23 protein-coding genes are annotated in these 22,194 nt (G+C 75.5%); 13 read left to right on the top strand and 10 right to left on the bottom strand.

From position 1 onward, the window contains the following. Positions 1-30 precede the first annotated feature (30 nt). Genes BMY88_RS21370 through BMY88_RS21360 form a run of 3 tightly spaced genes read left to right on the top strand, consistent with a single transcriptional unit; the run spans position 31 to position 2,482 of the window. Positions 31-1,308 (top strand): cytochrome P450 family protein, encoded by a 1,278-nt coding sequence (locus BMY88_RS21370; RefSeq protein WP_091948731.1) that lies wholly within the window; start codon positions 31-33, stop codon positions 1,306-1,308. Between the two features lie 36 nt (positions 1,309-1,344). Beyond that, a complete protein-coding gene (locus tag BMY88_RS21365) occupies positions 1,345-2,037 on the top strand; it encodes a TcmI family type II polyketide cyclase (protein WP_091948728.1) in 693 nt (230 codons plus the stop codon). A gap of 28 nt (positions 2,038-2,065) precedes the next feature. After that, the gene (locus tag BMY88_RS21360; protein ID WP_091948839.1) at positions 2,066-2,482 is read left to right on the top strand and encodes a VOC family protein; all 417 of its coding nucleotides are present in this window, start codon (positions 2,066-2,068) and stop codon (positions 2,480-2,482) included. 26 nt (positions 2,483-2,508) lie between these two features. Here the strand turns inward: BMY88_RS21360 and BMY88_RS21355 are convergent, their stop codons facing one another. Genes BMY88_RS21355 through BMY88_RS21340 form a run of 4 tightly spaced genes read right to left on the bottom strand, consistent with a single transcriptional unit; the run spans position 2,509 to position 5,008 of the window. Continuing rightward, positions 2,509-2,850 (bottom strand): thioredoxin family protein, encoded by a 342-nt coding sequence (locus BMY88_RS21355; protein WP_091948725.1) that lies wholly within the window; start codon positions 2,848-2,850, stop codon positions 2,509-2,511. A 26-nt stretch (positions 2,851-2,876) separates the two neighbouring features. Beyond that, a complete protein-coding gene (locus BMY88_RS21350; RefSeq protein WP_211435768.1) occupies positions 2,877-3,302 on the bottom strand; it encodes a winged helix-turn-helix transcriptional regulator in 426 nt (141 codons plus the stop codon). Positions 3,303-3,345: 43 nt separating this feature from the next. Then, positions 3,346-4,113, bottom strand: a complete 768-nt coding sequence (locus BMY88_RS21345) for a hypothetical protein (protein WP_091948720.1) — start codon at positions 4,111-4,113, stop codon at positions 3,346-3,348. Between the two features lie 25 nt (positions 4,114-4,138). Then, positions 4,139-5,008 (bottom strand): ABC transporter ATP-binding protein, encoded by an 870-nt coding sequence (locus BMY88_RS21340; protein WP_091948717.1) that lies wholly within the window; start codon positions 5,006-5,008, stop codon positions 4,139-4,141. A 180-nt stretch (positions 5,009-5,188) separates the two neighbouring features. Here BMY88_RS21340 and BMY88_RS21335 point away from each other — a divergent pair, with 180 nt between their 5' ends. Next, positions 5,189-6,319, top strand: a complete 1,131-nt coding sequence (locus BMY88_RS21335; protein WP_091948714.1) for a sensor histidine kinase — start codon at positions 5,189-5,191, stop codon at positions 6,317-6,319. Continuing rightward, a complete protein-coding gene (locus tag BMY88_RS21330) occupies positions 6,316-6,999 on the top strand; it encodes a response regulator transcription factor (RefSeq protein ID WP_170861228.1) in 684 nt (227 codons plus the stop codon). The genes BMY88_RS21335 and BMY88_RS21330 overlap by 4 nt, the downstream gene beginning before the upstream one ends. Before the next feature lie 12 nt (positions 7,000-7,011). Here the strand turns inward: BMY88_RS21330 and BMY88_RS21325 are convergent, their stop codons facing one another. The 3 genes from BMY88_RS21325 to BMY88_RS21315 form a co-directional block, all read right to left on the bottom strand. Continuing rightward, on the bottom strand, positions 7,012-8,493 hold the full coding sequence (locus tag BMY88_RS21325) for an MFS transporter (protein ID WP_244524837.1): 1,482 nt from the start codon (positions 8,491-8,493) through the stop codon (positions 7,012-7,014). An 82-nt stretch (positions 8,494-8,575) separates the two neighbouring features. Beyond that, on the bottom strand, positions 8,576-10,048 hold the full coding sequence (locus BMY88_RS21320) for an MFS transporter (RefSeq protein ID WP_244524836.1): 1,473 nt from the start codon (positions 10,046-10,048) through the stop codon (positions 8,576-8,578). Then, a complete protein-coding gene (locus BMY88_RS21315) occupies positions 10,045-11,499 on the bottom strand; it encodes an MFS transporter (protein ID WP_170861227.1) in 1,455 nt (484 codons plus the stop codon). The genes BMY88_RS21320 and BMY88_RS21315 overlap by 4 nt, the downstream gene beginning before the upstream one ends. 185 nt (positions 11,500-11,684) lie before the next feature. Here BMY88_RS21315 and BMY88_RS21310 point away from each other — a divergent pair, with 185 nt between their 5' ends. Both BMY88_RS21310 and BMY88_RS21305 read left to right on the top strand, forming a co-directional pair. Beyond that, positions 11,685-12,899: a sensor domain-containing phosphodiesterase gene (locus tag BMY88_RS21310; protein WP_091948708.1), complete on the top strand. Its 1,215-nt coding sequence runs from the start codon at positions 11,685-11,687 to the stop codon at positions 12,897-12,899. A 26-nt stretch (positions 12,900-12,925) separates the two neighbouring features. Continuing rightward, positions 12,926-14,008, top strand: coding sequence for a winged helix DNA-binding domain-containing protein (locus BMY88_RS21305; RefSeq protein WP_091948705.1), 1,083 nt, complete (start codon positions 12,926-12,928; stop codon positions 14,006-14,008). Positions 14,009-14,023: 15 nt separating this feature from the next. Here the strand turns inward: BMY88_RS21305 and BMY88_RS21300 are convergent, their stop codons facing one another. Then, positions 14,024-14,356, bottom strand: a complete 333-nt coding sequence (locus BMY88_RS21300; RefSeq protein ID WP_091948702.1) for a thioredoxin family protein — start codon at positions 14,354-14,356, stop codon at positions 14,024-14,026. Between the two features lie 134 nt (positions 14,357-14,490). On the opposite strand from BMY88_RS21300, the gene BMY88_RS21295 reads away from it, so the two are divergent. From BMY88_RS21295 to BMY88_RS23990, 3 genes are all read left to right on the top strand, one after another. Next, entirely contained in the window at positions 14,491-16,575 is a 2,085-nt protein-coding gene (locus BMY88_RS21295; RefSeq protein WP_091948699.1) for a hydantoinase/oxoprolinase family protein, read from the top strand. Further along, positions 16,572-18,434: a hydantoinase B/oxoprolinase family protein gene (locus tag BMY88_RS21290; RefSeq protein ID WP_091948696.1), complete on the top strand. Its 1,863-nt coding sequence runs from the start codon at positions 16,572-16,574 to the stop codon at positions 18,432-18,434. The genes BMY88_RS21295 and BMY88_RS21290 overlap by 4 nt, the downstream gene beginning before the upstream one ends. 196 nt (positions 18,435-18,630) lie before the next feature. Then, positions 18,631-18,768 carry a hypothetical protein gene (locus BMY88_RS23990; protein ID WP_170861226.1) on the top strand — a complete coding sequence of 46 codons (138 nt, stop codon included), beginning with the start codon at positions 18,631-18,633 and terminating at the stop codon, positions 18,766-18,768. Here BMY88_RS23990 and BMY88_RS21285 read toward each other — a convergent pair. Further along, entirely contained in the window at positions 18,765-19,547 is a 783-nt protein-coding gene (locus tag BMY88_RS21285; RefSeq protein WP_091948693.1) for a helix-turn-helix domain-containing protein, read from the bottom strand. The two genes, BMY88_RS23990 and BMY88_RS21285, sit on opposite strands and share 4 nt — an antisense overlap. A gap of 87 nt (positions 19,548-19,634) precedes the next feature. Here BMY88_RS21285 and BMY88_RS21280 point away from each other — a divergent pair, with 87 nt between their 5' ends. Beyond that, complete coding sequence (locus BMY88_RS21280) at positions 19,635-20,027, top strand: nuclear transport factor 2 family protein (protein WP_244524835.1); 393 nt, start codon at positions 19,635-19,637, stop codon at positions 20,025-20,027. A gap of 6 nt (positions 20,028-20,033) precedes the next feature. Here BMY88_RS21280 and BMY88_RS21275 read toward each other — a convergent pair whose 3' ends face one another. Next, the gene (locus BMY88_RS21275) at positions 20,034-20,513 is read right to left on the bottom strand and encodes a DnaJ family domain-containing protein (protein WP_139220545.1); all 480 of its coding nucleotides are present in this window, start codon (positions 20,511-20,513) and stop codon (positions 20,034-20,036) included. 50 nt (positions 20,514-20,563) lie between these two features. On the opposite strand from BMY88_RS21275, the gene BMY88_RS21270 reads away from it, so the two are divergent. Together BMY88_RS21270 and BMY88_RS21265 are read left to right on the top strand one after the other, a co-directional pair. After that, the gene (locus tag BMY88_RS21270; RefSeq protein WP_091948689.1) at positions 20,564-21,103 is read left to right on the top strand and encodes an NUDIX domain-containing protein; all 540 of its coding nucleotides are present in this window, start codon (positions 20,564-20,566) and stop codon (positions 21,101-21,103) included. Further along, positions 21,100-22,182, top strand: coding sequence for an ATP-dependent DNA ligase (locus BMY88_RS21265; RefSeq protein WP_244524834.1), 1,083 nt, complete (start codon positions 21,100-21,102; stop codon positions 22,180-22,182). The genes BMY88_RS21270 and BMY88_RS21265 overlap by 4 nt, the downstream gene beginning before the upstream one ends. The last annotated feature ends 12 nt before the right edge of the window (positions 22,183-22,194 follow it).

Raw genomic sequence — 22,194 nt, 5'->3', positions numbered from 1 at the left:
CCCGACCCCACGACCGACCAGGGAGACCCCATGTCCGTGACGACCGACCGGCCACCATGCTCCGCCGGGAGCGACGCCGACCCCGTTCCCGGCGCGGAGATCTACACGCCCGCCTTCCGGGCCGACCCGTTCCCGACCTACGCCCGGCTCCGCGCCGAGCGGCCGGTGGTGAAGGTGCGGACGCCGCGCTTCGACTCCTACCTGGTCACCCGGTACCACGACGCCCGCGCCGCGCTGTCGGACCCGCGGCTGTCCAAGGACCTGTACCGGGCGGGCGACACCTACCTGGAGGTCTTCGGCATGAAGGCCCGGCAGATCAACACGAACATGCTCAACTCCGACCCGCCCGAGCACACCCGGCTGCGCCGGCTGGTGAGCCAGGCGTTCACGCCGCGGCGGATCGAGGCGATGCGCCCGCGCGTCGAGCAGGTGGTCGAGACGCTGCTCGACCGGATCGCCCCGACGGGCCGCACCGACTTCGTCGACGACGTCGCGCTGCGGCTGCCGCTGGCCGTCATCGGGGACCTGCTGGGGATCCCCCCGGCCGACCACGAGGAGATCCTGCGCGGCACCCAGGTGATCCGCACCGTCGGCACCGGCGGCCGCAGCCCGCAGGAGGACCGCGCGGCCATCGCGGCGGCCCAGGAGGGGCTGCACGCCTACTTCGCCGGCCTCGTCGCCGCCAAGCGGCGGGCACCGGCCGACGACCTCGTCAGCTCGCTGATCGCCGCGCGCGACGAGCAGGGGCGCCTGTCGGAGGCCGAGCTGGTGTCGACGTCGTTCCTGCTGCTGTTCGCCGGCTACCAGACCACCTCGGACTTCCTCGGCAACGCCGTCGTGGCGCTGCTGACCCATCCGGAGCAGCTGGAGCTGCTGCGCCGGGAGCCCGAGCGCCTGCCCGACGCGGTCGAGGAGCTGCTCCGCTTCGACTGCTCGGTCCCGGTGTCGAGCTTCCGGTTCGCCACCGAGGACATGGAGATCGGCGGGGTGCCGATCCCGGCCGGTTCGATCGTCACGGTCGTGCTGAGCTCGGCCAACCACGACCCGGCGGTCACCCCCGACCCGGAGCGGCTCGACCTCACCCGGGTCGACGTCCCCCACCTGGCCTTCGGCCACGGCCTGCACTACTGCCTGGGGACCGCCCTGGCGCGGATGGAGGCCACGACGGCGCTGCGCCGGATCCTCGTCCGCCTGCCCGACCTGCGGCTCGACGTCGGAGTGGAGGAGCTGCTGTGGCTGCCCGCCGCATCGGCCTTCCGCGGGCTGCTCGAGCTCCCGCTGCGATTCACGCCCGTTCCCCGCACCTGACCGAAGTTCCGTCCCCCGAGCGCACAGGAGAGCGCCATGGCCTTCCGACCGTTCCGCAACGTGATCGTCTGCCACATGGTCCCCGGGAGCGAGGACCGGGTGGGGCCGGTCTTCGCCCACTTCGACCACGTCACCCGGCCGCAGGACCTCGGCGTCATCGGCCGGATCCTGCTCTCGCACGACGACCTCTACATCCACGTCATCGAGCGCAAGGAGGACCCGGCGGTCTCCGGTCAGCGCCGGGGGCTGCCCGCCTTCGAGAAGATCGCCGAGCTGATCGCGCCCTACGTGACGCCGTACCCGAGCTACTGGGAGAACCCCTCCCACTCGGTCGCCAAGGAGTTCTACAGCTGGCTGCCCGAGGGCGACGTGCCCCCGGACCGCGAGCTCACGGTGATCGTGCAGCGGATGAAGCCCGGCAGCGAGGAGGACATCGCACGGGTGTTCGCCGACTCCGACGCCGGGCCGCTGCCGATCAGCACCGGGGTGACCGGCCGCTGGCTGTACGCCATCGACGACGTGATGGTGCACCTGCTCGAGCAGGACCCCGAGACGGCGGCGGCCGTGCGGGCCGACCACGAGTCCCACCGGCCGGCCTTCGCCAGGATCATGGACGAGCTCAGCCCGTACCTGAGCCCGTACCGCCCCGACACGTGGCAGACGCCGGCGGACTCGGTCGCCCACCCGTTCTACCGGTGGGTCGTCCCCGACTGGCAGCCGGTCGACTGAGGGCCCCGCCGTGACCACCCTGCGCGGGATGTCCACGCTGACCCTGTGGGCCGACGACGTGACCGCGGCCGCGGACTGGTACGCCGACCTGCTGGGCGCAGCGCCCTACTTCACCCGGCCCGGCCCGGGCGGGGGGCTGCAGTACGCCAAGTTCCGCACCGGCGACCTCGACGCCGAGGTGGCCATCGCCCACCGGTCGTTCGACCCGGCGGCGGCCGCCGGGCCGGGCGGCGCGATCGTGCACTGGCACGTCGACGACTTCGACGGCACCCTGGCCCGGCTGCTCGCCGCGGGGGCCACGGAGTACCAGCCGGTCACCCCGCACGGGCCGGTGGTCACCGCGGCGGTGACGGACCCGTTCGGCAACGTCATCGGGATCATGCACAACCCGCACTACCTCGAGGTCCTCGACCGGACTGACGCCGCCCCGGCCGCCGCCGGGTGAGAACGGTCCACCGACGGCCGCCCGGCTCAGGCCGCGGCGGCCGTCAGGTGCGGCTCGAGCGCCTGCATGATCATCGCCTGCGGGCGGGCGCCGACGACGGTCGCCACCACCTCGCCGCGGACGAACAGCGCCAGCGTCGGCATGCCCAGGACGCCGTATCGGCGGGTCGCCTGCGGGTTCTCGTCCACGTCGAGGGCCAGCACCCGCAGCCGGCCGGCCTCCTCCTCGGCGATCCGCGCGAGGACGGGCGCGATCATCCGGCACGGCGGGCACCAGGAGGCGGTGAACTCGACGAGGACCGGGAGCTCGCTCGCGAGGACGTCCGCGGCGAAGCCGGCATCGGTGGTGGTGGGCAGGGCGGCAGCCATGGAGCTCTCCTCTTCGACGGGCCCGGTCAGCGGTTGACCTGGGCGACGAGCCGTTCCCGCGGGGCGAGCTGCGCCCCGCACTCGCAGGTCAGCCGGGCGGTCACCCGACCGCCGCAGCCGCCGTGCCGGTAGACGACGTCGGCCTGCGTGGTCGCGCCCAGGTGCCGCTCGCCCCAGTCCGACAGGGCCGCCAGCAGCGGCAGCAGGTCGTAGCCGGCCTCGGTCAGCACGTACTCCGAGCGGGCCCGGCTGCCCGGCAGCCGGTAGGGCCGGGTGCCGAGGACGCCGGCCTCGGTGAGCCGGCGCAGGCGGTCGGAGAGCACGGTCCGGGAGGCCCCGGTCGCCGCCTCGAGCTCGTCGAACCGCCGCAGGCCCAGCGACACCTCGCGGACGACGAGCAGGGCCCAGCGCTCTCCCACCAGCGTCAGCACCTCGGCCACCCTCTCTCGCACAGTCCTGAGTCTAGATCCAGGATCCAGCCGTTGTCGACGGGATTCACGCCACGGCGCGGCGGGAGGTGACGACGGCGCCGGCGGTCAGCGCGAGGACCGTCCAGGTGGCGAGGACGGCGACCGACGAGGCGACCGCGTTCCCCTGGGCCAGCGCGAGCACCGCCTCCGCGGGGTCCAGCCGGGCACCGACCTCGGGCGCGAAGGTCCGCGCGACCGGAAGGGCGCCGAGGATCACCAGGTAGAGGCCGGTCAGCGCGGCCGGGGTGTTGGTCAGCGCGGCGCCCACGCCGGCGCCGATCACCGCGAAGGCCGCGCCCGAGGCGACGACCGCGACGAGCGCCCCGCCGACGCCCGACCACGAGACGCCCTCCTCCATCGTGGCGAGAACGCCCGCGGTCAGGCCCGCCGAGACGGCGGCGAACGCGCCGCCCAGCAGCGCCACCGCGGTGGCCTTGGCGGCGAGCACCCGGCCGCGGCGCGGGGTGAGCAGGAAGGTGGTCTGCACCGTGCGGTGGGTCCACTCGCCGGCGGTCGACAGCACCCCGAGCGACAGCAGGATCAGCGCCGTCAGCATTCCCATGGCGCCGATCGGCCCGGTCACCGACCCGAGCGACTCCTCGCTCGCGGCCGAGGCCAGTACGCCCGCGACCGGCGCCAGCAGCACCGAGACGACCGCGAGCGCCTTGCCCGAGCGCGTGGACAGGGACTTGCGCACCTCGAGGGCGACGAGGGTGGCGGGCGCGGCGGCCCCGGCGCGGACGGCGGGGCGGGTCGGGATCGCGCCGGTCTGCGGGGAGTGGGTGGTGGTCATGGCGGGCTCCAAGGGGTGTCGGGATTCAGGCGGTGAGGGAGAAGAAGAGGTCCTCGAGGTGGCGGGAGACCGGGCGCAGGTCGACCAGCGCGTGCCCGCCCGCGGCGGCGACTGCGCCCACCGCGGCCGGATCGGCGCCCGGGACGACGAGCGCCCCGTCGTCGCCGTGCCGGACGGGGAGCCCGGCGGCCTCCAGTGCGGCGGCGAGCCGGGCCGGGTCCGCGGCGCGGACGACGGCACCCTCGGCGCCGAGCAGCGTGGCGACCGAGCCGTCGGCCACCATCCGGCCCTGCCCGATGACGAGCAGCCGGTCGACCGTGTGCTCGACCTCGCCCAGCAGGTGGCTGGACAGCAGCACGGTGCCGCCGCGGGCGGCGTGCCCGCGCAGCAGGTCCCGCAGCCAGCGGATGCCCTCCGGGTCCAGCCCGTTGGCCGGCTCGTCGAACACCAGCACCGGGGGGTCGGCCAGCAGCGCGCCGGCGATGCCCAGCCGCTGCCGCATGCCGAGGGAGTAGCCGCCGATCCGGCGCCCTCCGGCGTCGGCCAGCCCGACGAGCGCGAGCACCTCCTCCACCCGCGGCCGCGCGACGCCGACCGCGTCGGCCAGCAGCCGCAGGTGCGCGCGGCCGGTGCGGCCGGGGTGCACGGCCGAGGCGTCGAGCAGGGTCCCGACGACCGCGCCGGGGTTCGGCAGCCCGGCGTAGGGCCGGCCGTCCACGAGCGCCGAGCCGGCCGACACCGGCACCAGGCCGGTCAGCATCCGCAGCGTGGTGCTCTTGCCGGCGCCGTTCGGGCCCAGGAAGCCGGTCACCGTGCCGGGCTCGAGGGTGAAGGACACGTCGTCGACGACGGTCCGGGGGCCGTAGCGCTTGGTGAGTCCGTGGGCCGTGATCACGTCTGCCTCCTGGGGTCGGGCTGTCGGCGTCCAACCTGCTCGCCCGGCCGCGCTCCCCGCGTCGGCCGGAGGCAGCGATCCCGCGCCTCCGGAGGGGGACCGGCCGTCATCCGAAAGAGGACACCGGGCCCTACCGACGGCCGACCCGGACTCCCCCGCCGCGGTCCTACGCTCCCCGGCATGGGGATCCGCGCACGCCTGTGGCCGGGCCTCTCCGCGCGGTCCGTCGCGCTGGAGGTCCTCCTGGCGCTGGGCTCCCTCGGCTTCGTCGCGATCGGCGCCGCCACCCCGGAGGCCGGGCTGGTCCCCGATCCGGCGCTGGTCGCCGGGAGCCTGGTCCTCGCGGGCGTGCTGGTCGTCCTGCGCCGCCGCGCTCCGCTGGTCCCCTACGCCGCGAGCGTCGTCCTGGCCGTCCTGTCGACCGCGGTCACCGGCGCGCTGCTGATCACCGCCTACGCGGTGGGCCGCTACGTCGGGCGCTGGCCGGCGCGGGCGGTCGCCGCCGTCGCCGGCCTCGTCGCGGTCAGCCGACCGTGGGCGGTGGACGGCGGCGACGAGGCGATCACCTCGACCGCGGGCGCCGCCCTCGTCGTCCTGCTCCCCGGGGCGCTGGGCGCGTGGGCGCGCACGCGGGCGCAGCTGCTCGAGGCGCTGCGCGAGCGCGCCGAGCGGGCCGAGACCGAGCGCGAGCTGCTGGCCCGGGAGGCGGTGATCGGCGAGCGCACCCGCATCGCGCGCGAGATGCACGACGTCGTCGGGCACCGGGTGAGCCTCATGGTGCTGCAGGCCGGCGCGATCGAGGTCGCCGCCGCGGACCGGGAGCGGGTGGAGCAGCTGGCGGCGCACGTGCAGGAGGCCGGCCGCCGGGCGCTGGAGGAGCTGCGCTCGATGGTGGGCGTCCTGCGCGCCGACGACGGCGTGCCCCTGGCCCCGCAGCCGGGGCTGGAGAGCGTGCCCGCGCTGGTCGAGCAGGGCCGGGCGGCCGGGATGGACGTCGAGCTGCGGTCGCCCCCGGACGGTGACGTGGACCCCGCCGTCGGCCGGGCCGCCTACCGGATCGTGCAGGAGGCGCTGACCAACGCGGCCAAGCACGCGCCCGGTGCGGCGGTCTGCGTCGAGCTGGCCCGGCAGCAGGAGGAGCTGGTGGTCCGGATCGTGAACGGCCCGGGGCGGGAACCGGCCGCCGGGGCGCCGTCGGGCGGCTACGGCCTGGTCGGGCTGGCCGAGCGCGTGCGCACCCTGGACGGGCGGCTGGCCGCCGGCCCGCGGCTGGACGGCGGGTTCGCGGTCGAGGCGGTGCTGCCCTCGTGACGGCGATCGACGGCACGGGCAGGCCCATCCGGGTGCTGCTGGTCGACGACGAGGAGCTCGTCCGGTTCGGCCTGCGGACCGTGCTGGAGGCCAGCGGCGGGTTCGAGGTCGTGGGGGAGGCGGCCGACGGCGCGGCGGGCGTGCGCGGAGCGCGGGAGCTGCGGCCCGACGTCGTCCTCACCGACATCCGGATGCCCGTGCTCGACGGGCTGGAGGCGACCCGGCAGATCCTGGCGCTGCCGGATCCGCCGCAGGTCGCCGTCCTGACGACCTTCCACCTCGACGAGTACGTCTTCGCGGCGCTGGCCGCCGGCGCCGCCGGATTCCTGCTCAAGGACACCCCGCCGCGGGAGATCGCCGCGGCGGTGCGGGCCGTCGCCGACGGGACGGCGTCGCTGTCCCCCGCGGTGACCGCGACCCTCATCGACTCCTACGTCGAGCGCCGCGCCGCCCCCCGGCGGATGGCCGCCCTCGCGCGGGTGGGCGCGCTGTCGGACCGGGAGCGCGAGGTGCTCGTGCTGCTCGGCGGCGGCGGGTCCAACGCCGACCTGGCCCGCGCGCTGTTCGTCAGCGAGGCGACGGTGAAGACCTACGTCAGCCGGCTGCTCACCAAGCTGGACCTGGCCAACCGCACGCAGGCGGCGATCCTCGCCCACGAGGCGGGGCTGCTCGAGGGCTGAGGGCCGGGCGCGCTACTCCCGGCCGTCGCCCACCAGCGTGGCCCCGGGGATGGTGCCGGCCTGGGGGTGGCGCAGCGGCGCCGCCGGCTCCTCGTGCGTGATCGGGTCGCGCCGCACGGCCGGGACCAGCAGCGCCGCCAGCGCGGCGAGCAGCAGCCCGGCGGCGGCCAGCACGAATGCGCTGGTGTAGCCGGACTCGGCCGGGTAGCCCGACGGCTGCAGGTCCGCCGTCACGACACCGGCCAGCAGGGCGGTGCCGACCGCTCCACCGATCGTGCGGATGTTGGTGTTCATGCCGCTGGCCACGCCGGTCTGCGACGACGGCACGGCGGCCACCACCAGGTTCGCCATCGCCGAGAACGCGAGCCCGAAGCCCACGCCCATGAGGATCCCGATGATCGAGACCTCCCACAGCGAGTCGTTGAAGCGGGCGAAGAGGGCGAAGCCGATGCTGCAGCTGAGCGCGCCGACGATGAGGACGAGCTTCGACCCGAACCGCGCGACCAGCCGTCCCGACGCCAGCCCGGTCAGGAACGACACCACCGACTGCGGCAGCAGCACCAGCCCGGACAGGGTGATGGACGCCTGGAGCCCGTAGCCCGTGGACTCCGGCGTCTGCAGGAACTGCGGGATGAAGGCGAAGCCGGCGTACATGGCCGCGCCGAACAGCAGGCCGACCACGTTCGCCGTCCAGACACCGCGCAGCCGCATCATCCGCATGTCGATCAGCGGCTGCCGGGCCCGGGTCTCCACGGTGATCCACACGACGAGCAGGACGACGCCGCCGATCAGCATCGCGACGACGGTGGGCGACCCCCAGCCCCACTTCGGCGCCTGGGTCAGCGCCAGCAGCAGGCAGACCAGCCAGCTCGACAGCAGCAGGGCGGCGACCAGGTTGATCGACCCGCCGGTGCGCGTGCGCGACTCGGGGATGACCAGGTGGGCGCCGACCGCGGCCGCGGCCACGGCGAGGCACGGCAGCCAGAACAGCCACTCGTAGCCCAGCCCGTCGACGATCGGGCCGGCGACGATCGTGCCGATGCCGCCGCCGACGGCCATGAGCGAGGAGATCGTGCCGATCGCGCCGGGCACCCGGCTGGGCGGGAACTCGTCGCGGATGACGCCGAAGGCCAGCGGGATCACCCCGCCCCCGACGCCCTGCACGACGCGGGCGAGCACCATCACCGGCAGCGTGGTGGCCAGCGCCGCGATCGCGCTGCCGACGGCGACGGCGACCAGCGCCCCGACGAGGACCCGCTTCTTGCCGACCATGTCGCCGAGCCGGCCCAGGATCGGGGTGAACACCGCGGTCGCCAGGAAGTTGGCCGTGAGCACCCACGCGATGTCGGCCTGGGTCGTGTCCAGCTCGCGCTGCAGGGTGGGCAGCACCGGGTTGAGCATCGTCTGCTGGAGCACGAACGAGATCACGGCCGCGGCCAGGACGGCGTAGGTCACCTGGTAGCGGACCCGCGGTGGGGCCTGGTCCGACGTCACGTGCTGCTGGTCCCCTGTTCGGTTGCTGAGCGCAACCGAAGATACGGGATGGCTGTCGATATGGGCCCGAACGTGAGGAGCGCTACTCCTCGCCCGAGCCCGCCAGGGTCCCCCCGGGCACGAGGGCGGCCTGCGGATGGGTCGGGACCTCGGGCCGGCGGGGGACGACCGGTTCGCGGCGCGCCCGCGGGACCAGCAGCGCGGCGGCGGCCGCGGCCAGCGTCGCCAGCGCCAGCAGCCCGAACCCGGTGGTGTAGCCGCCCTCCGCGGGCAGCCCCGTCGGGCCGTTCGAGGCCGTGACGACCGTGGACATCAGCGCCGAGCCGATCGCGCCGCCCACGGTGCGGATGTTGGCGTTCATCCCGCTGGCGACGCCGGTCTGCTCCGGCGGGACGGCGGCCACCACCAGGTTGGCCATCGCGGCGAAGGTGCCGCCGAAGCCGATGCCGATCAGCACCACCGCGAGGCAGGCCTGCCAGAAGTGCTCGTGCGCGAGGCTCATGACCGCGTAGCCGGCCGCCCCGGTCAGGACGCCGACCAGCAGGAGCGAGCGCGGGCTGATCCGATGCGCCAGGCGCCCTGCCACCAGCCCGGTGACGAACGACGAGCCGGTCTGGATGAGCATGACCAGACCCGACTCGCTCACCGTCGAGCCGAAGCCGTACCCCGCCGACGGCGGCGTCTGCAGGAACTGCGGCAGGAACGCGAACGAGGCGTACATCCCGACGCCGGCGAGGAAGCCGACCAGGTTCGCCGTCCACACGCCGCGCAGCCGCATCATCCGCAGGTCGACCAGGGGGTAGCGGGCGCGGGACTCCACGAGCAGCCACAGCGCGAGGAACAGCACCGCCCCCGCGAGCAGGCCCAGCACCCGACCCGAGCCCCAGCCCCACTCCGGCGCCCGGCTCAGGCCGAGCAGGAGGCAGACCAGCCAGGCCGACAGCAGCGCGGCGGCGGTCCAGCTCACCCCGCCGGGGGCGCGGGTGCCCCCCGACGGCAGGAACAGCACGGCGGCGGCGACCGCCAGCACGAGCAGCACCAGCGGCACCCAGAACAGGCCGGAGATCCCGAACGCGCCCTCGATCGGGCCGGCCAGGGCGACCCCCGCCCCCGACCCCACGGCGGCCAGCGTGGCGAGGGTGCTGATCGCGCCGGCGAGCCGCGCGGCGGGGAAGGAGTCGCGGACGATCCCGAAGGCCAGCGGCAGCACCCCGGCGCCGAGCCCCTGGACGACCCGGCCGGCCAGCATCAGCGGCAGGGAGGTGGCCACGGCCGACAGCAGGCACCCGACCGCGGTCACCGACAGGACGGCGACGAACACCTGCTTGCGGCCGAGCATGTCGCCGAGCCGGCCGGCGATGGGCGTGCCGATCGCCGCGGCCAGCAGGGTGGCGGTGAGGATCCAGGTCGCGTCGGCCTGGGTGGTGTCCAGCGCCTCCTGGAAGGTGGCGAGCGCGGGGATGACCAGCGACTGCAGCAGCGCCCCGGCGGTCATGCCGACGGCGAGGACGAGGAAGGTCACCCGGTGCGAGGCGCCGCCGGGGGAGCGGCTCACGGGTCGTTGGGCAGCGGGGCCAGCGGAGTGGCCGCCACCTCCCCGGAGCCGACGGGGGCCCGCCGTCGCCGGCCCGTGCCCGGGATGGCCCGCGTGGCCGCGGCGCAGGCGAGCATGCCGACGGTGAGCATGCCGAACCCGGTCACGTAGCCCGACTCGGTCGGCAGGCCGCCGGGAACCGGGGCGCTGGCGGTGACCACGGTGGCCATCACCGCGGACCCGATCGCGCCGCCGATGGTGCGGATGTTGGCGTTCATCCCGCTCATGGCGCCGGTCTGGGTGCGGGGGACCGCGGAGACGACGACGGTGGCCATGGACGCCTGCGTCGTCCCCATGCCGGCGCCCATGATCACGAACGCCACCTGCAGGTGCCAGTACTGGTCGTGGGCGACGGTGACCAGCCCGTAGGCGATCGCGGCGAGCAGCGTTCCCACGGTCACGACGTTGCGCGCCCCGAAGCGCCGGACCAGGCCGCCGGAGCACAGCCCGGCGGCGAATCCGGCCAGGGTCTGCGGCAGCATCGCGAGCCCGACCTCGCCGATGCTCGCGCCGAACCCGTAGCCGGCCTCCGGCGAGGTCTGCAGGAACTGCGGGATGAAGGCGAACGCGGCGAAGACGGTCAGCCCCACGAGGAAGGCGACCAGGTTCGCCGTCCACACCGCCCGCAGCCGCATCATCCGCATGTCGATCAGCGGCACGGCCGAGCGCGTCTCCACGGCGATCCAGGCCACGAGCAGCACGGCGGCGCCGGCCAGCAGCCCGAGCACCCGGGGCGAGCCCCAGCCCCAGACGGTGCCGCGGCTGACCGCGAGCAGCACGCACACCAGCCAGCCCGACAGCAGCAGGGCCGCGGGCAGGTTGACGCGGCCGGGGGTGCGGACCTGGGACTCCGGCACGACCAGGAAGGCGAACAGGGCGGCGACGGCGCCGACCACCATGGGCAGCCAGAACAGCCACGGCAGGCCCAGCGTCTCGTCGATCGGGCCGGCGATCACCAGGCCGGCACCGGAGCCGACGGCGATCAGCGAGGAGAGGGCGCCGATGGCGCTGGGCACCGACGCGTCGGGGAACTCGTCGCGCACGATGCTGTAGCCCAGCGGGATCACGCCGCCGCCGATGCCCTGCAGGACCCGCCCGACGATCATCAGCGGCAGGGCGCCGGCCAGCGCCGACAGCAGGCAGCCCAGGCTCAGCGCCGTGAGGACGGCGACGAACATCCGCCGCTTGCCGAACATGTCGCCCAGCCGGCCGGCGATCGGCGTCGCCACCGAGGCGGCCAGCAGGTTGGCGGTCAGGACCCACGTGATGTCGGCCTGCGTCGTGCCCAGCTCCTCCTGCAGCGCCGGGAGCACGGGGATGACCATCGACTGCAGCAGCGAGTAGGAGCACAGGCCGGCGACGAGCACGGCGAACGTCGCCCGCCGCGATCGCAGGCCCGCCTCTCGCGCCACGTCGTCCCTCCTCCGGCTCGTCGGGTGGTTGTCCCGGACAACTTCGACTGTGACAGGCGCCCGGCCGGCACGCGGCGCTGGGTCCCGGCGCGGCGCGGCCCGGCTCGCCCGATCGGGGTGGAGGGATCCAGTTGTGCGCCACTCATGCCGATGGAGGCTGCACATCTCTCGGAAAGGGGCTCTCCGTGCGCCGACAGCGGTCCGCCGCAGACCAGCAGATCGCCGATCTGCTGAGGACGGCCCGGCGGTCGCTGGGCATGAGCGTCGCCTTCCTCAGCCGGTTGGACGGGACCACGCAGCACCTCGAGGTCGTGGAGGCCTCGGCGCCGGCGTCGGTGCTCGTGCACGAGGGCGCCCGCGTCGTGCAGGAGACGTCGTTCTGCCAGGCCATCCTCGACGGCCGGCTGCCCGCGGTGATCCCCGACGTGCGGCGCGACGCCCTGGCCATGTCCCTGCCCTCGGCGCGCATCCCGCGCATCCGCAGCTACGTGTCGGCGCCCGTCCGGCTGGGCGACGGCCGCCTGTACGGCACCTTCTGCGCCTTCGGGTTCACCTCCGACGCCGAGCTCGGCGAGCGGGACCGGGCGCTCATGGAGGTCCTCGCCGGGGCGGCGGCCGTGATCGTCGAGCCCGGGGTGCGCGACCAGGAGCGGCGCGACGAGATCGACGGCCGCCTCGACCCGGTCGTCGCCGGTGGCGGGCCGACCGTCGTCCTGCAGCCGGTGGTCGACCTCGCCACCGGCGTCCGCGTCGGCGCCGAGGCGCTCAGCCGCTTCCCCGCCGACTGGGGCCGCGCCCCCGACGTCGTGTTCGCCGAGGCGCACAGCGTCGGGCGCGGGCACGAGCTGGAGCTGCTCGCGCTGGCCGGCGCCGCGGCCCACCTGGACTCCGTCGCCGGGTACGTCGCGATGAACGTCTCCCCCGCCACGCTGATGACCGCGCCCTTCGCGCGGCTGCTGACCACGCTGCCCCTGCACCGCGTCCTGCTCGAGCTCTCCGAGCACGACCCGGTCGAGGACTACGACGCGCTGACCGCCGCGCTGCTGCCGTTCCGCGCCGCCGGCCTGCGGCTGGCCGTGGACGACGTCGGCGCGGGCTTCTCCTCGCTGCGGCACATCGTGCTCACCGCGCCCGACGTGCTGAAGCTCGACCGCAGCATCGTCGCCGGGGTGGCCACCGATCCGGTGCTGCGGACGCTCGTGGGCTCGCTGGTCACCTTCGGGCACGGCTGCGGCGCCTCGCTCGTCGCCGAGGGCATCGAGACCGCCGAGGACGCCGCCGCCCTGCTCGCGCTGGGCGTCGACGCCGGCCAGGGCTGGCTCTTCGGCCGACCCGGGCCCGCCGCCGCCCTCGCGCCGGTGGATCAGTCGGTGTCCGGGCCCATCGCGGTCACAGCCTGACACCGATCGGTCCTACGGTCGGCGCCATGACGCTCTCCGCGACCGCCGGCCAGGTCCTGGGCGCCCGGGCGCGGGCGCAGCAACTGGACCGCGACGCCGGCACGATCGCCGACACCGCCGTCCTGGACATCGGGGTCCAGGACACCGGGCCCGACGGCGGCCGGTGGGCCCTCGCCCTGCGCGGCCTGACCCCGGCGCCGGAGGACCTGGCCACCGTCTGGACGATCCGCGGCGCCCCGCACCTCTACCGCCGGGGCGACCTGCCCGCGGTGGCGGCGGCGACCGCGCCGTTCTCCGAGGCCGACGCGGCCAAGCGGATCTACGACGCCGCGAAGCCGCTGAAGGCCGCGGGCATCCCGGTGCTGACGGCGCTGGACACCGTCGCCGCCGCCATGCGCTCCATCGCGACCGGGCCGGTGGTCAAGGGCGAGATGTCCGGCCGGCTGAGCGAGACGCTGGCGGAGCCGTACCTGCGCTACTGCCGCCCCTGCGACGCGATCCACGCCTACGAGCAGCCGTTCCGGCTCGCCGCCCTGCGGGCCGGCCTGGAGCTGGAGCCGGGGACCTCGCCGCCGGTGCTCCGGCCCGTGCCCGGCCTCGTCCCGGCCGACAGCGTTCCCGAGCGGTTCGACGTCGTCCGGGCCTACCTGCGGCTGCTCGGCCCGGCGACGCCGCAGCACGTCGCCGGCTACCTCGACGCGCCGGTGAAGGAGGTCCGGGCCCACTGGCCGGGCGACGCCGTCGAGGTCGACGTGGACGGCGAGCGGCGGTGGACCCTGGACGCCGACGGCCTGCCCGCCGGCCCACCCGGGGCCACCCGCCTGCTCGGACCCTTCGACCTGTTCCTGCAGGCCCGCGACCGCGAGCTGCTGGCGCCCGATCCGGCGCACCGGAAGGCGCTCTGGCCGGTGCTGGGGCGCCCCGGCGCGGTCCTGTCGGGCGGCGCGCTCGCGGGCACGTGGCGGCCGCGCAAGGCCGGGAACTCGCTGACCGTCGGCGTCGAGGCGTGGGCGCGGTGGACCGCGGCGCAGCGCGCGGCGGTCGAGGAGCAGGCCGAGCGGCTGGCGGCCTTGCGCGGTGTCCGGCTCAAGGCCGTCGAGCACGCCTGAGTCGGGTGGCGGGCCTCAGGCCGAGACGGGCAGGTGCGGGGCCAACGCCTCCATGATCGCCCAGCCCGGGCGGCCGCCGACCAGGGTCTCGACCAGCTCACCGCCGACGAACAGGCCCATCGTGGGCATCCCCATGACCCCGTAGCGCCGGGGGGTCTCGGGGTTGGCGTCGACGTCGAGGACCACCACCCGCAGCCGGCCGGCCTGGTCGTCGGCGAGCCGGTCGATCGTCGGCGCGAGCATCCGGCAGGGCGCGCACCAGTCCGCGCTGAAGTCGACCAGCACGGGCAGCGGGCTCTGCAGGACGTCGGCGGCGAACGTCGCGTCGGTGGTGACGGAGGCGGGCATCGGGGCTCCTCGGCCGTGAGGGGGTCTGTCGGAGAACGAGGGTCCGCGCGCCGCTTGCGCCGCGCTAGTACCGCGCTCGCGGGACCTGCGCTCCGCCGCTGCGGCTCCCCGGCCCGAGTGGCTAGGGTCCCGCCATGAGCGCCCCGCCCGTCGCGCGCCGGATCCGGATCGGCATCGACACGGGCGGCACCTTCACCGACGTCGTCGCCGTGGACGAGGAGACCGGGCGGACGGCGACCACCAAGACGCCGTCCACCCCCGCCGACCCGGCCGAGGGGTTCCTCGCCGGGGTCTCCAAGGTGCTCGGCCTGCTGGGGCTGACCGGGGAGTCGGTCACCGCGGTCAGCCACGGGACGACGGTCGCGACCAACCAGCTGCTGGAGGGGCGGCTGGACCGGATCGGGTTCGTCACCACCGAGGGCTACGAGTCGGTGCTGGAGATCGCCCGCCAGTCGGTCCCCGACGGCTACGGCAACAGCTACTTCTGGGTCAAGCCGCCGCGGATCGTGCCGGCCGACCTGGTGCGCACGGTGCGCGGCCGCCTGGACGTCGGCGGCGCCGAGGTCCGGCCCTTCGACCGGGACGACGCGGTCGCCGCGGCGCGCTTCTTCCGCGACGCCGGCATCACCACCGTGGGCGTCTGCTTCCTGCACTCCTACGCCGACGACGCCCACGAGCGCGCGATGCTGGAGGTGCTGCGCGAGGAGCTCCCCGGCGCCGTCGTGTCGATCAGCTCGCAGGTGCTGCGCGAGTACCGGGAGTACGAGCGGTCGGTGACGACGCTGGTGGACGCCGCGGTGAAGCCCCGGGTCGGCGCGTACGTCTCGGCGATCCGCGAGCGGCTCGAGGGCATCGCGCCGGGCGTGCCGTTCTACGTGATGAAGAGCAACGGCGGGGTGCTGTCGGCCGAGGAGGTCGTGCACCAGCCGATCACCACGATGCTCTCGGGCCCGGCGGCCGGGGCGCTCGGCGCGGCCCTCGTCGCGGGCGCCGCCGGCTTCGACCGGGTGCTGACCTGCGACGGCGGCGGCACCTCGACCGACGTCGCCGTCGTCGTCGACGGCGAGCCGACGCTGACCACCGAGGGCTCCGTCGGCGCCTACCCGAGCAAGATCCCGATGATCGACGTCGTCACCGTGGGCGCCGGGGGCGGGTCGATCGCCTGGCTGTCGCCGGAGGGCGCGCTCAAGGTGGGGCCGCAGTCGGCCGGCGCCGACCCCGGCCCGATCTGCTACCCCGACGGCGGCGACCGGCCGACCGTGACCGACGCGCACGTCGTCCTCGGGCGGATCCCGCCGCACCTGCTCGGCGGCGAGATCCCGCTGTCGGTCCCGGCCGCCCGCGCCGGGCTCGAGCGGCTCGGTGCGGAGCTCGGCCTCTCGCTGGAGCGGACCGCCACCGGCATCCTCGAGATCTCCGCGTGGAACCAGGCCAACGCGCTGCGGCAGGTCACCGTCGCCCGCGGGCTCGACGTCCGCGACTTCACGCTGACCACGTTCGGCGGCTCCGGCTCGCTGCTCGCCTGCCGGCTGATGGACCTCCTCGGCCTGCCCCGCACGCTGGTGCCCGTCGACCCCGGCAACGTGAGCGCGTTCGGCCTGCTCACCGTCGACGTCCGCAACGACCACGTGCGGACCGCCATCGCGCGGCACGCCGAGCTGGATCTGGCCCGGGTGCGCGCCGTGGTCGCCGGGCTCGAGGCCGACGCGCGGCGAGCCCTGGACGGCGAGGGCTTCGCGCGCGGCGAGCAGCGCCTGCAGCGGTCGGCGGACCTGCGCTACGTCGGCCAGGCGTTCGAGGTGCGGGTGCCGGTGGGCGGCGGGGAACTGGACGGCGCGGCGGCGGAGGAGGTCGCGCAGGCCTTCCACGCCGCGCACCGGCAGCTCTACGGCTACGACTTCGCCACCGACCCCCGGCAGGCCGTCGAGTGGGTGAACCTGCGGGTGAGCGGGATCGGGCCGATCCGCCGTCCGGACCTGGTGCGGCTGTCCCCGGCCGCGGGCGGGACGGACCGGGCCGTCACGGGCTCGCGTCGGGTGTTCTTCGACGAGTGGCGCGACACCCCCACCTACGCCCGGTCCCGGCTGGCCCCCGGCGACGTGGTGGCGGGCCCGGCGGTCGTCGCGGAGTTCGGGGCGACCGTGCCGGTGCACCCGGGGTTCGCCGCCACCGTCGACACCTACGGGAACCTGCTGCTCACCCGGGAGGACGCCTCGTGACCGGAACCGCCGACCCGGTGCTCGTGGAGATCGTCGCGGGCACGCTCGCCGCGATCGAGCGGGAGGTGGAGACGGCGATCGGGCGGACGTCGCGCTCGCCGATGATCCGCGACGCGCACGACTTCCGGGCCGGCATCCACGACCGGCGGCTGCGCAAGCTCACCGGCCGCTCCTACTCGGCGCTGGTGCACCCCGTGGTGCGCGACCACCCGATCGAGACGATGAACGTGGGCGACGTCTTCTTCCACAACGACGTCTACCTCTCCGAGGGCGGGATCGGGCACCTGCCCGACCTGTGCGTGACCGTGCCGGTGTTCGCGGCCTCGCCCGATTCGGCGGAACCCCGGGTGGTCGCGTTCGTGCAGGCCTTCGGTCACCACGACGACATCGGCGGCTCGGTGCCCGGGTCGATGCCCTCGAGCGCCACGAGCGTGTTCCAGGAGGGCCTGATGGTCCCGCCGATCAAGCTCTGGGACCGCGGGGTGCGCAACGAGGCGGCGCTGACGATCATGACGCGGAACTCGCGGATGCCGGACTCCCTCGCCGCCGACCTGGACGCCGAGTGCTCGGCCTGCCTGGCCGGCGCCCGGCGGCTCGGCGAGCTGTTCGACCGCTACGGGGTGGCGGCCGTCGAGGAGTGCTTCGAGGCGATCCTGACCAGCTCGACCGAGGTGTACCGGCGGGAGGTGCTCTCGCAGATCCCCGACGGCACCTACGTCTGGGAGGACTACGCCGAGCACGACGGCGTCGACGAGCCGAAGCTCCACCGGCAGCGGATCACGCTCACCATGGACGGCACGGCCGAGGTGCCGCTGGTCATCGACTTCACCGGCACCGGCCCGCAGGCCAAGGGGCCGATCAACCACTGCGGGGACTACGCCGACGGCAACTTCCTGAAGAAGTGGCTGGCGCCGATCCTGCGCAACCTGGCGGCCACGCCGGAACGGATGGCACAGCTGGACGTCAACGAGGGCGTCGTCCCGCTGATCGAGATGCGCTTCCCGGAGAAGGGCACCCTGCTGACGCCGGTCTTCCCGGCGCCGACCAACGCGCGGACGTTCGTCATCCTCCGGCTGCTCGGCGTGCTGGCCGGGGTGCTGGCCAAGGCCACCGGCGGGCGCATGCCGGCCGACCAGGAGACGATCCGCTACACCGGCGTCTACGGCACCGACGCCGCCGGCGAGCCCTACCTCATGCGCGAGGTGCTCGGCGGCGGCTCCGGCGGGCGGTACTACGCCGACGGCGAGGACACGATCCACGTCGTCCCCGACTCCCGGAACCTGCCGACGGAGTTCACCGAGTCGCGGTTCCCGCTGCGGGTGGAGCGGCTGGGCCTGGCCGTGGACTCGGGCGGGCCGGGGCGCCACCGCGGGGGCTGCGGCTACGAGAAGCACATCCGGGTGCTGCGCGACGCGCACTTCATGTCGATCGCCGACCGCTCGATCCTCGCCTGCTGGGGCGTCGCCGGGGGCCGGGCGGGCCGGCCGTTCTCCATCACCGTCGATCCCGGCGGACCGGACGAGCGCGAGGTCGACGCCCTCGCCGACGCCGAACCGCTGCCGGCCGGCACGGTGGTGCGGATCCGCACCACGGGCGGCGGTGGCTGGGGCGATCCGCTCGCCCGGCCGATCGAGGAGGTCCTGCGCGACGTCGCCTGGCGGAAGGTGTCGGTCGCGGGGGCGCGGGCGGACTACGGGGTGGTCGTGGGGAACGACGGCGCGGCGGACCTCGAGGCCACCGAGGCGCTCCGGGCGTCGATGCGGGCCGCCCGGACCGGCGACGAGCCGTTCTTCGACCGCGGTCCCGGCTACGCCCGGCTGTCCGGCGGGGCGGCGTTCAACGAGTTCGACGTTCTGTAGCCGGGCGGCTCCGCACCGCCGCCGGCCGCCCGCGGGCGGCGCCACGCGGTCCCGCCCGCTCGTGCTCTGCCTCCCCGAGTACGCAGAGCACAGGCAATCACTGTGCTGTGCCTCCCCGGGTACGCAGAGCACGACGACACCGGGGGCTCCGGCCCGTCGCGTGGCCGCGCCGCCCGGCGGGGCGCACGCTGGGCGCATGAGCGAACCGCGCGAGGAGACCGAGGGCAACAACCTCCGCCCGGGCCAGCACGACGAGGGCGGGCACGGCGGCATGGCCACGCGGGAGCTCGAGGCGAAGGAGCGCGAGGAGGCGCAGGCCGAGGAGCCCGGTTAGCCCGCGGCCCGGCGCAGGGCTCCGGCGGTCGCGGCGTCGCCGGGCAGGAACGCCTCGACGCTGAGCTCGGCGGCGGTCACGTCGACGGCGGTGCCGAAGGTGGTCACGGTGCTGACGAACGAGAGCACGCCGTCGTCGGTGCGCAGCCGCAGCGGGACGACGATGCCGTCCGGGGTCGACCGGTCCACCGCACCGGGCAGCGCGGCCAGCTCCCGGTGCAGCGCGGCCAGCCCGGGGTCGCCGGTCAGGTGCGCCTCCCGGCCGAGTCGGTGCAGCACGTGCCCGCGCCACTGCGGCAGGTTCGCGATCCGCGGGGCCAGGCCATCGGGGTGCAGGCTCAGTCTCAGCACGTTCACCGGCGGCTCCAGCAGGTGCGCGGCCGCGCCCTCGGTCAGCAGGGCGACCGTCGCGTTGGCCATGACGAGCTCCCACGCGCGGTCGACGACCAGCGCCGGATAGGGCTCGTAGGCCCGCAGCACCAGGTCCAGGGCGCGGGTGACCGCCGCCATGTCGGGATGGTCCAGCCCGCGGTGGCCGAAGGCGGGGGCGAACCCGGCGGCCAGCAGCAGCTCGTTGCGCTCCCGCAGCGGCACCTCCAGCTGCTCGGCCAGGTGCAGCACCATGTCGCGGCTGGGCCGGGCGCGGCCGGTCTCGACGAAGCTCAGGTGCCGGGCCGAGACGCCCGCCTCGGTCGCGAGCTCCAGCTGGGAGAGCCGGCGGCGCTGCCGCCAGTCGCGCAGCAGCCCCCCGACGGGCGGGCGGACGGCGGTGGTGGTCACGGCGGCGACGCTAGCGACGGGTCGTCGCGCCGTCGCCTACCCCGGAGGTAATCGACGCCCGTCCCTGCGGCCGCCACGGTCGTCGCCATGACCACGACCGAGGAGCACCCCATGACCGCCACCGCCATCCACGCCGAGCGCTACCTCGCGGCCTGGAACACCACCGACCCGGCCGCCCGCCGGGCCGCCGTCGAGGAAGTCTTCGCCGACGCCGCCCGCTACACCGACCCGCTGGTGGACGTCCGGGGCCACGACGCGATCGACGCGACCATCGCCGCCGTCCAGCAGCAGTTCCCCGGGTTCGTGTTCCGGCTCGCCGGGCCGGTGGACGCCCACCACCACCAGCTGCGTTTCACGTGGCACCTCGGCCCCGAGGGCGCGGAGCCGCCGATCACCGGCTTCGACGCCGCGGTCGTCGACGACGAGGGGCGGATCACCACCGTCCTCGGCTTCCTGGACCGCGTGCCGGCCGCCGCGTGAGAGCCGTCAGGCGCGCCGCCGGTGCCACCACCGGCGGCGCGCCGCGGGCGGCTCCGGCGCCGGCTGCGGTGGCGGGGGCGGCGGCCGGTCGCGCCGCCAGCCCTCGACGAGCGCCTCGACGTCGGCCAGGCCGGGGACCGGCGCCCAGCGGCTCTCCTGCGGCCGGCGCCAGAACGCCTGCACCCGGTCGTCGTAGTCCTCGGCCAGCGCCCGGACGGCGGCCTCGCTCGCCAGCCGCGCCGCCCGCTGAGGCAGCTCGTCGCGCTCCCGGCGCAGCCGCAGGCCGGGCGGCAGCATCTCCGCCGTCTCCACGCCCTCGCGGCGGGCCTTGTCCAGCGCCCAGTCGTAGGCGGTCTTCTCGGGGTCGATCCGCAGGGGCTCGCCCGCGCCCGGCAGGCCGGTGAACGCCCCGCGCTCCTGCGCCTGCCTGATCTGCCGTTCCACCCACGTCTCGAACGAGACGCCGGTCGGCTTCCGCTCGGTCATCACGTCCCATGGTCCGCGCTCTGAGAGGGTCGGTCCATGAGGGCAGGAGCATGAGGGCGACGAGCAGCCGCGAGGTGTACCGCAACGCGTGGATCCGGGTCCGCGAGGACACCGTCGAGCGCGAGGACGGCAGCACCGGCGTCTACGGCGTCGTCGAGAAGCCGCACTTCGCCCTCGTCCTGCCCCGCGAACGGAACGGCTTCTGGCTGGTCGAGCAGTACCGCTACCCGGTGGGCCGCCGGGCCTGGGAGTTCCCGCAGGGCACGTGGGGCTCGGCTGCCGACGGGACGCCGGAGGAGCTGGCCCGCGCGGAGCTCGCGGAGGAGACGGGCCTGCGTGCGGGCGAGCTGCGCCACCTCGGCCACCTCGACCTCGCATCGGGGCTGTCGACGCAGGAGTTCGACGTCTGGCTGGCCACCGACCTCACGCCGGGCCCGACCGCCCGCGAGGAGAGCGAGGCCGACATGCGGTCGGCGTGGGTGCCCGAGGACGAGCTCCGGGCGATGATCCGCGCGGGCCGCTTCACCGACGCCCCGTCCCTGTCGGCGTACTCCCTCCTGCTCCTGGACGGCGCTCCACCGAACGGGTGAGCCGGCCCGCCGCGGCGCTGCGGCGGCTGCCCGCAGCCCCCAGGCTGGACGTCGTGCCGCTGACCGCTGGGGCATTCCCCGCCCACCCTCCGGACCTGCCGCCGGAGCTGGCCGGTCCCGTCGCGGTGCAGCTGGCCAAGCCCACCCGCAGCCTCCCGGCGCCCTCCGCGCTCCCGGGCGGGTGCCTGTACGAGCCCAAGTGGGACGGCTACCGGCTGGTCGTCGTCCGCACCGCGCGCAGCACCCGGCTGTGGTCCAAGCAGGGACGGGACCTCACCGACCGCTTTCCCGACATCGCCGCCGCCGCACTCGCGCAGCTGCCGGCCGGAACCGTCGTCGACGGCGAGGTCGTCGTCTGGCACGACGACCGGCTGGACTTCGGCCTCCTGCAGCGGCGCATGGTCACCGCGCCCGGCCGGATCGCGGCGCAGGTGGCGGCCGCCCCCGCGTCCTACGTGGCCTTCGACCTCCTCGCCGCCGGCGGTGCCGACCTGCGCCGGCGTCCGCTGCGCCGCCGTCGCGCGGAGCTGGAACGCCTCGCCGCGCACTGGGCCCCGCCGCTGCAGCTCTCCCCCGTCACGACGGATCCCGACGAGGCCCGGCAGTGGTCGGCGGACTTCCGCGCCGCCGGGGTCGAGGGGCTGGTCGCCAAGGGCGCCGGCACCCGGTACGCGCCCGGACGGCGGGAGTGGGTGAAGGTCAAGTCGTGGGAGACCACCGAGGTCCTCGCCGGCGGGGTGATCGGCTCCCTGGACCGCCCGAGCCAGCTGGTCGCGGCCCGCTACCGGGACGGCGAGCTGGTCGTCGTCGGCCGCACCGGCCCGCTGACCCCGGCCGCCGCCGAGGAACTGGCCGCCGTCCTGACGCCCGCCGGCCCCGACCACCCGTGGCCCGACCGGATCGGCACCGGCCGCTTCGGCGGCGGACGGCTGAGCGTGCCGCTGACCCGGGTGCGGCCCGACGTCGTCGTCGAGGTCAGCGCCGACGCCGCCCTGCAGGCCGGCGTCTTCCGGCACCCCTTGCGCTTCGTGCGCACCCGCCCCGACCTGCAGGCCGACGACGTCCCGCCGATCGGCTGAGCGGCCGGCCGC

The sequence above is a fragment of the Trujillonella endophytica genome (assembly GCF_900110555.1).
GTDB classification, from domain to species: domain Bacteria; phylum Actinomycetota; class Actinomycetes; order Mycobacteriales; family Geodermatophilaceae; genus Trujillonella; species Trujillonella endophytica.
The sequence above is the reverse complement of the archived record's forward strand: the minus strand, read 5'-3'. Positions and strand labels throughout refer to the sequence as shown.

What these genes read in the sequence shown, in the direction of transcription:
- BMY88_RS21275 (WP_139220545.1), bottom strand. Translation starts at nt 20,513, where the DNA reads ATGACCGAGCGGAAGCCGACCGGCGTCTCGTTCGAGACGTGGGTGGAA.
- BMY88_RS21365 (WP_091948728.1), top strand. Translation starts at nt 1,345, where the DNA reads ATGGCCTTCCGACCGTTCCGCAACGTGATCGTCTGCCACATGGTCCCC.
- BMY88_RS21360 (WP_091948839.1), top strand. Translation starts at nt 2,066, where the DNA reads ATGTCCACGCTGACCCTGTGGGCCGACGACGTGACCGCGGCCGCGGAC.
- BMY88_RS23990 (WP_170861226.1), top strand. Translation starts at nt 18,631, where the DNA reads ATGAGCGAACCGCGCGAGGAGACCGAGGGCAACAACCTCCGCCCGGGC.
- BMY88_RS21345 (WP_091948720.1), bottom strand. Translation starts at nt 4,113, where the DNA reads ATGACCACCACCCACTCCCCGCAGACCGGCGCGATCCCGACCCGCCCC.
- BMY88_RS21355 (WP_091948725.1), bottom strand. Translation starts at nt 2,850, where the DNA reads ATGGCTGCCGCCCTGCCCACCACCACCGATGCCGGCTTCGCCGCGGAC.
- BMY88_RS21270 (WP_091948689.1), top strand. Translation starts at nt 20,564, where the DNA reads ATGAGGGCGACGAGCAGCCGCGAGGTGTACCGCAACGCGTGGATCCGG.
- BMY88_RS21300 (WP_091948702.1), bottom strand. Translation starts at nt 14,356, where the DNA reads ATGCCCGCCTCCGTCACCACCGACGCGACGTTCGCCGCCGACGTCCTG.
- BMY88_RS21335 (WP_091948714.1), top strand. Translation starts at nt 5,189, where the DNA reads ATGGGGATCCGCGCACGCCTGTGGCCGGGCCTCTCCGCGCGGTCCGTC.
- BMY88_RS21305 (WP_091948705.1), top strand. Translation starts at nt 12,926, where the DNA reads ATGACGCTCTCCGCGACCGCCGGCCAGGTCCTGGGCGCCCGGGCGCGG.
- BMY88_RS21370 (WP_091948731.1), top strand. Translation starts at nt 31, where the DNA reads ATGTCCGTGACGACCGACCGGCCACCATGCTCCGCCGGGAGCGACGCC.
- BMY88_RS21295 (WP_091948699.1), top strand. Translation starts at nt 14,491, where the DNA reads ATGAGCGCCCCGCCCGTCGCGCGCCGGATCCGGATCGGCATCGACACG.
- BMY88_RS21280 (WP_244524835.1), top strand. Translation starts at nt 19,635, where the DNA reads ATGACCACGACCGAGGAGCACCCCATGACCGCCACCGCCATCCACGCC.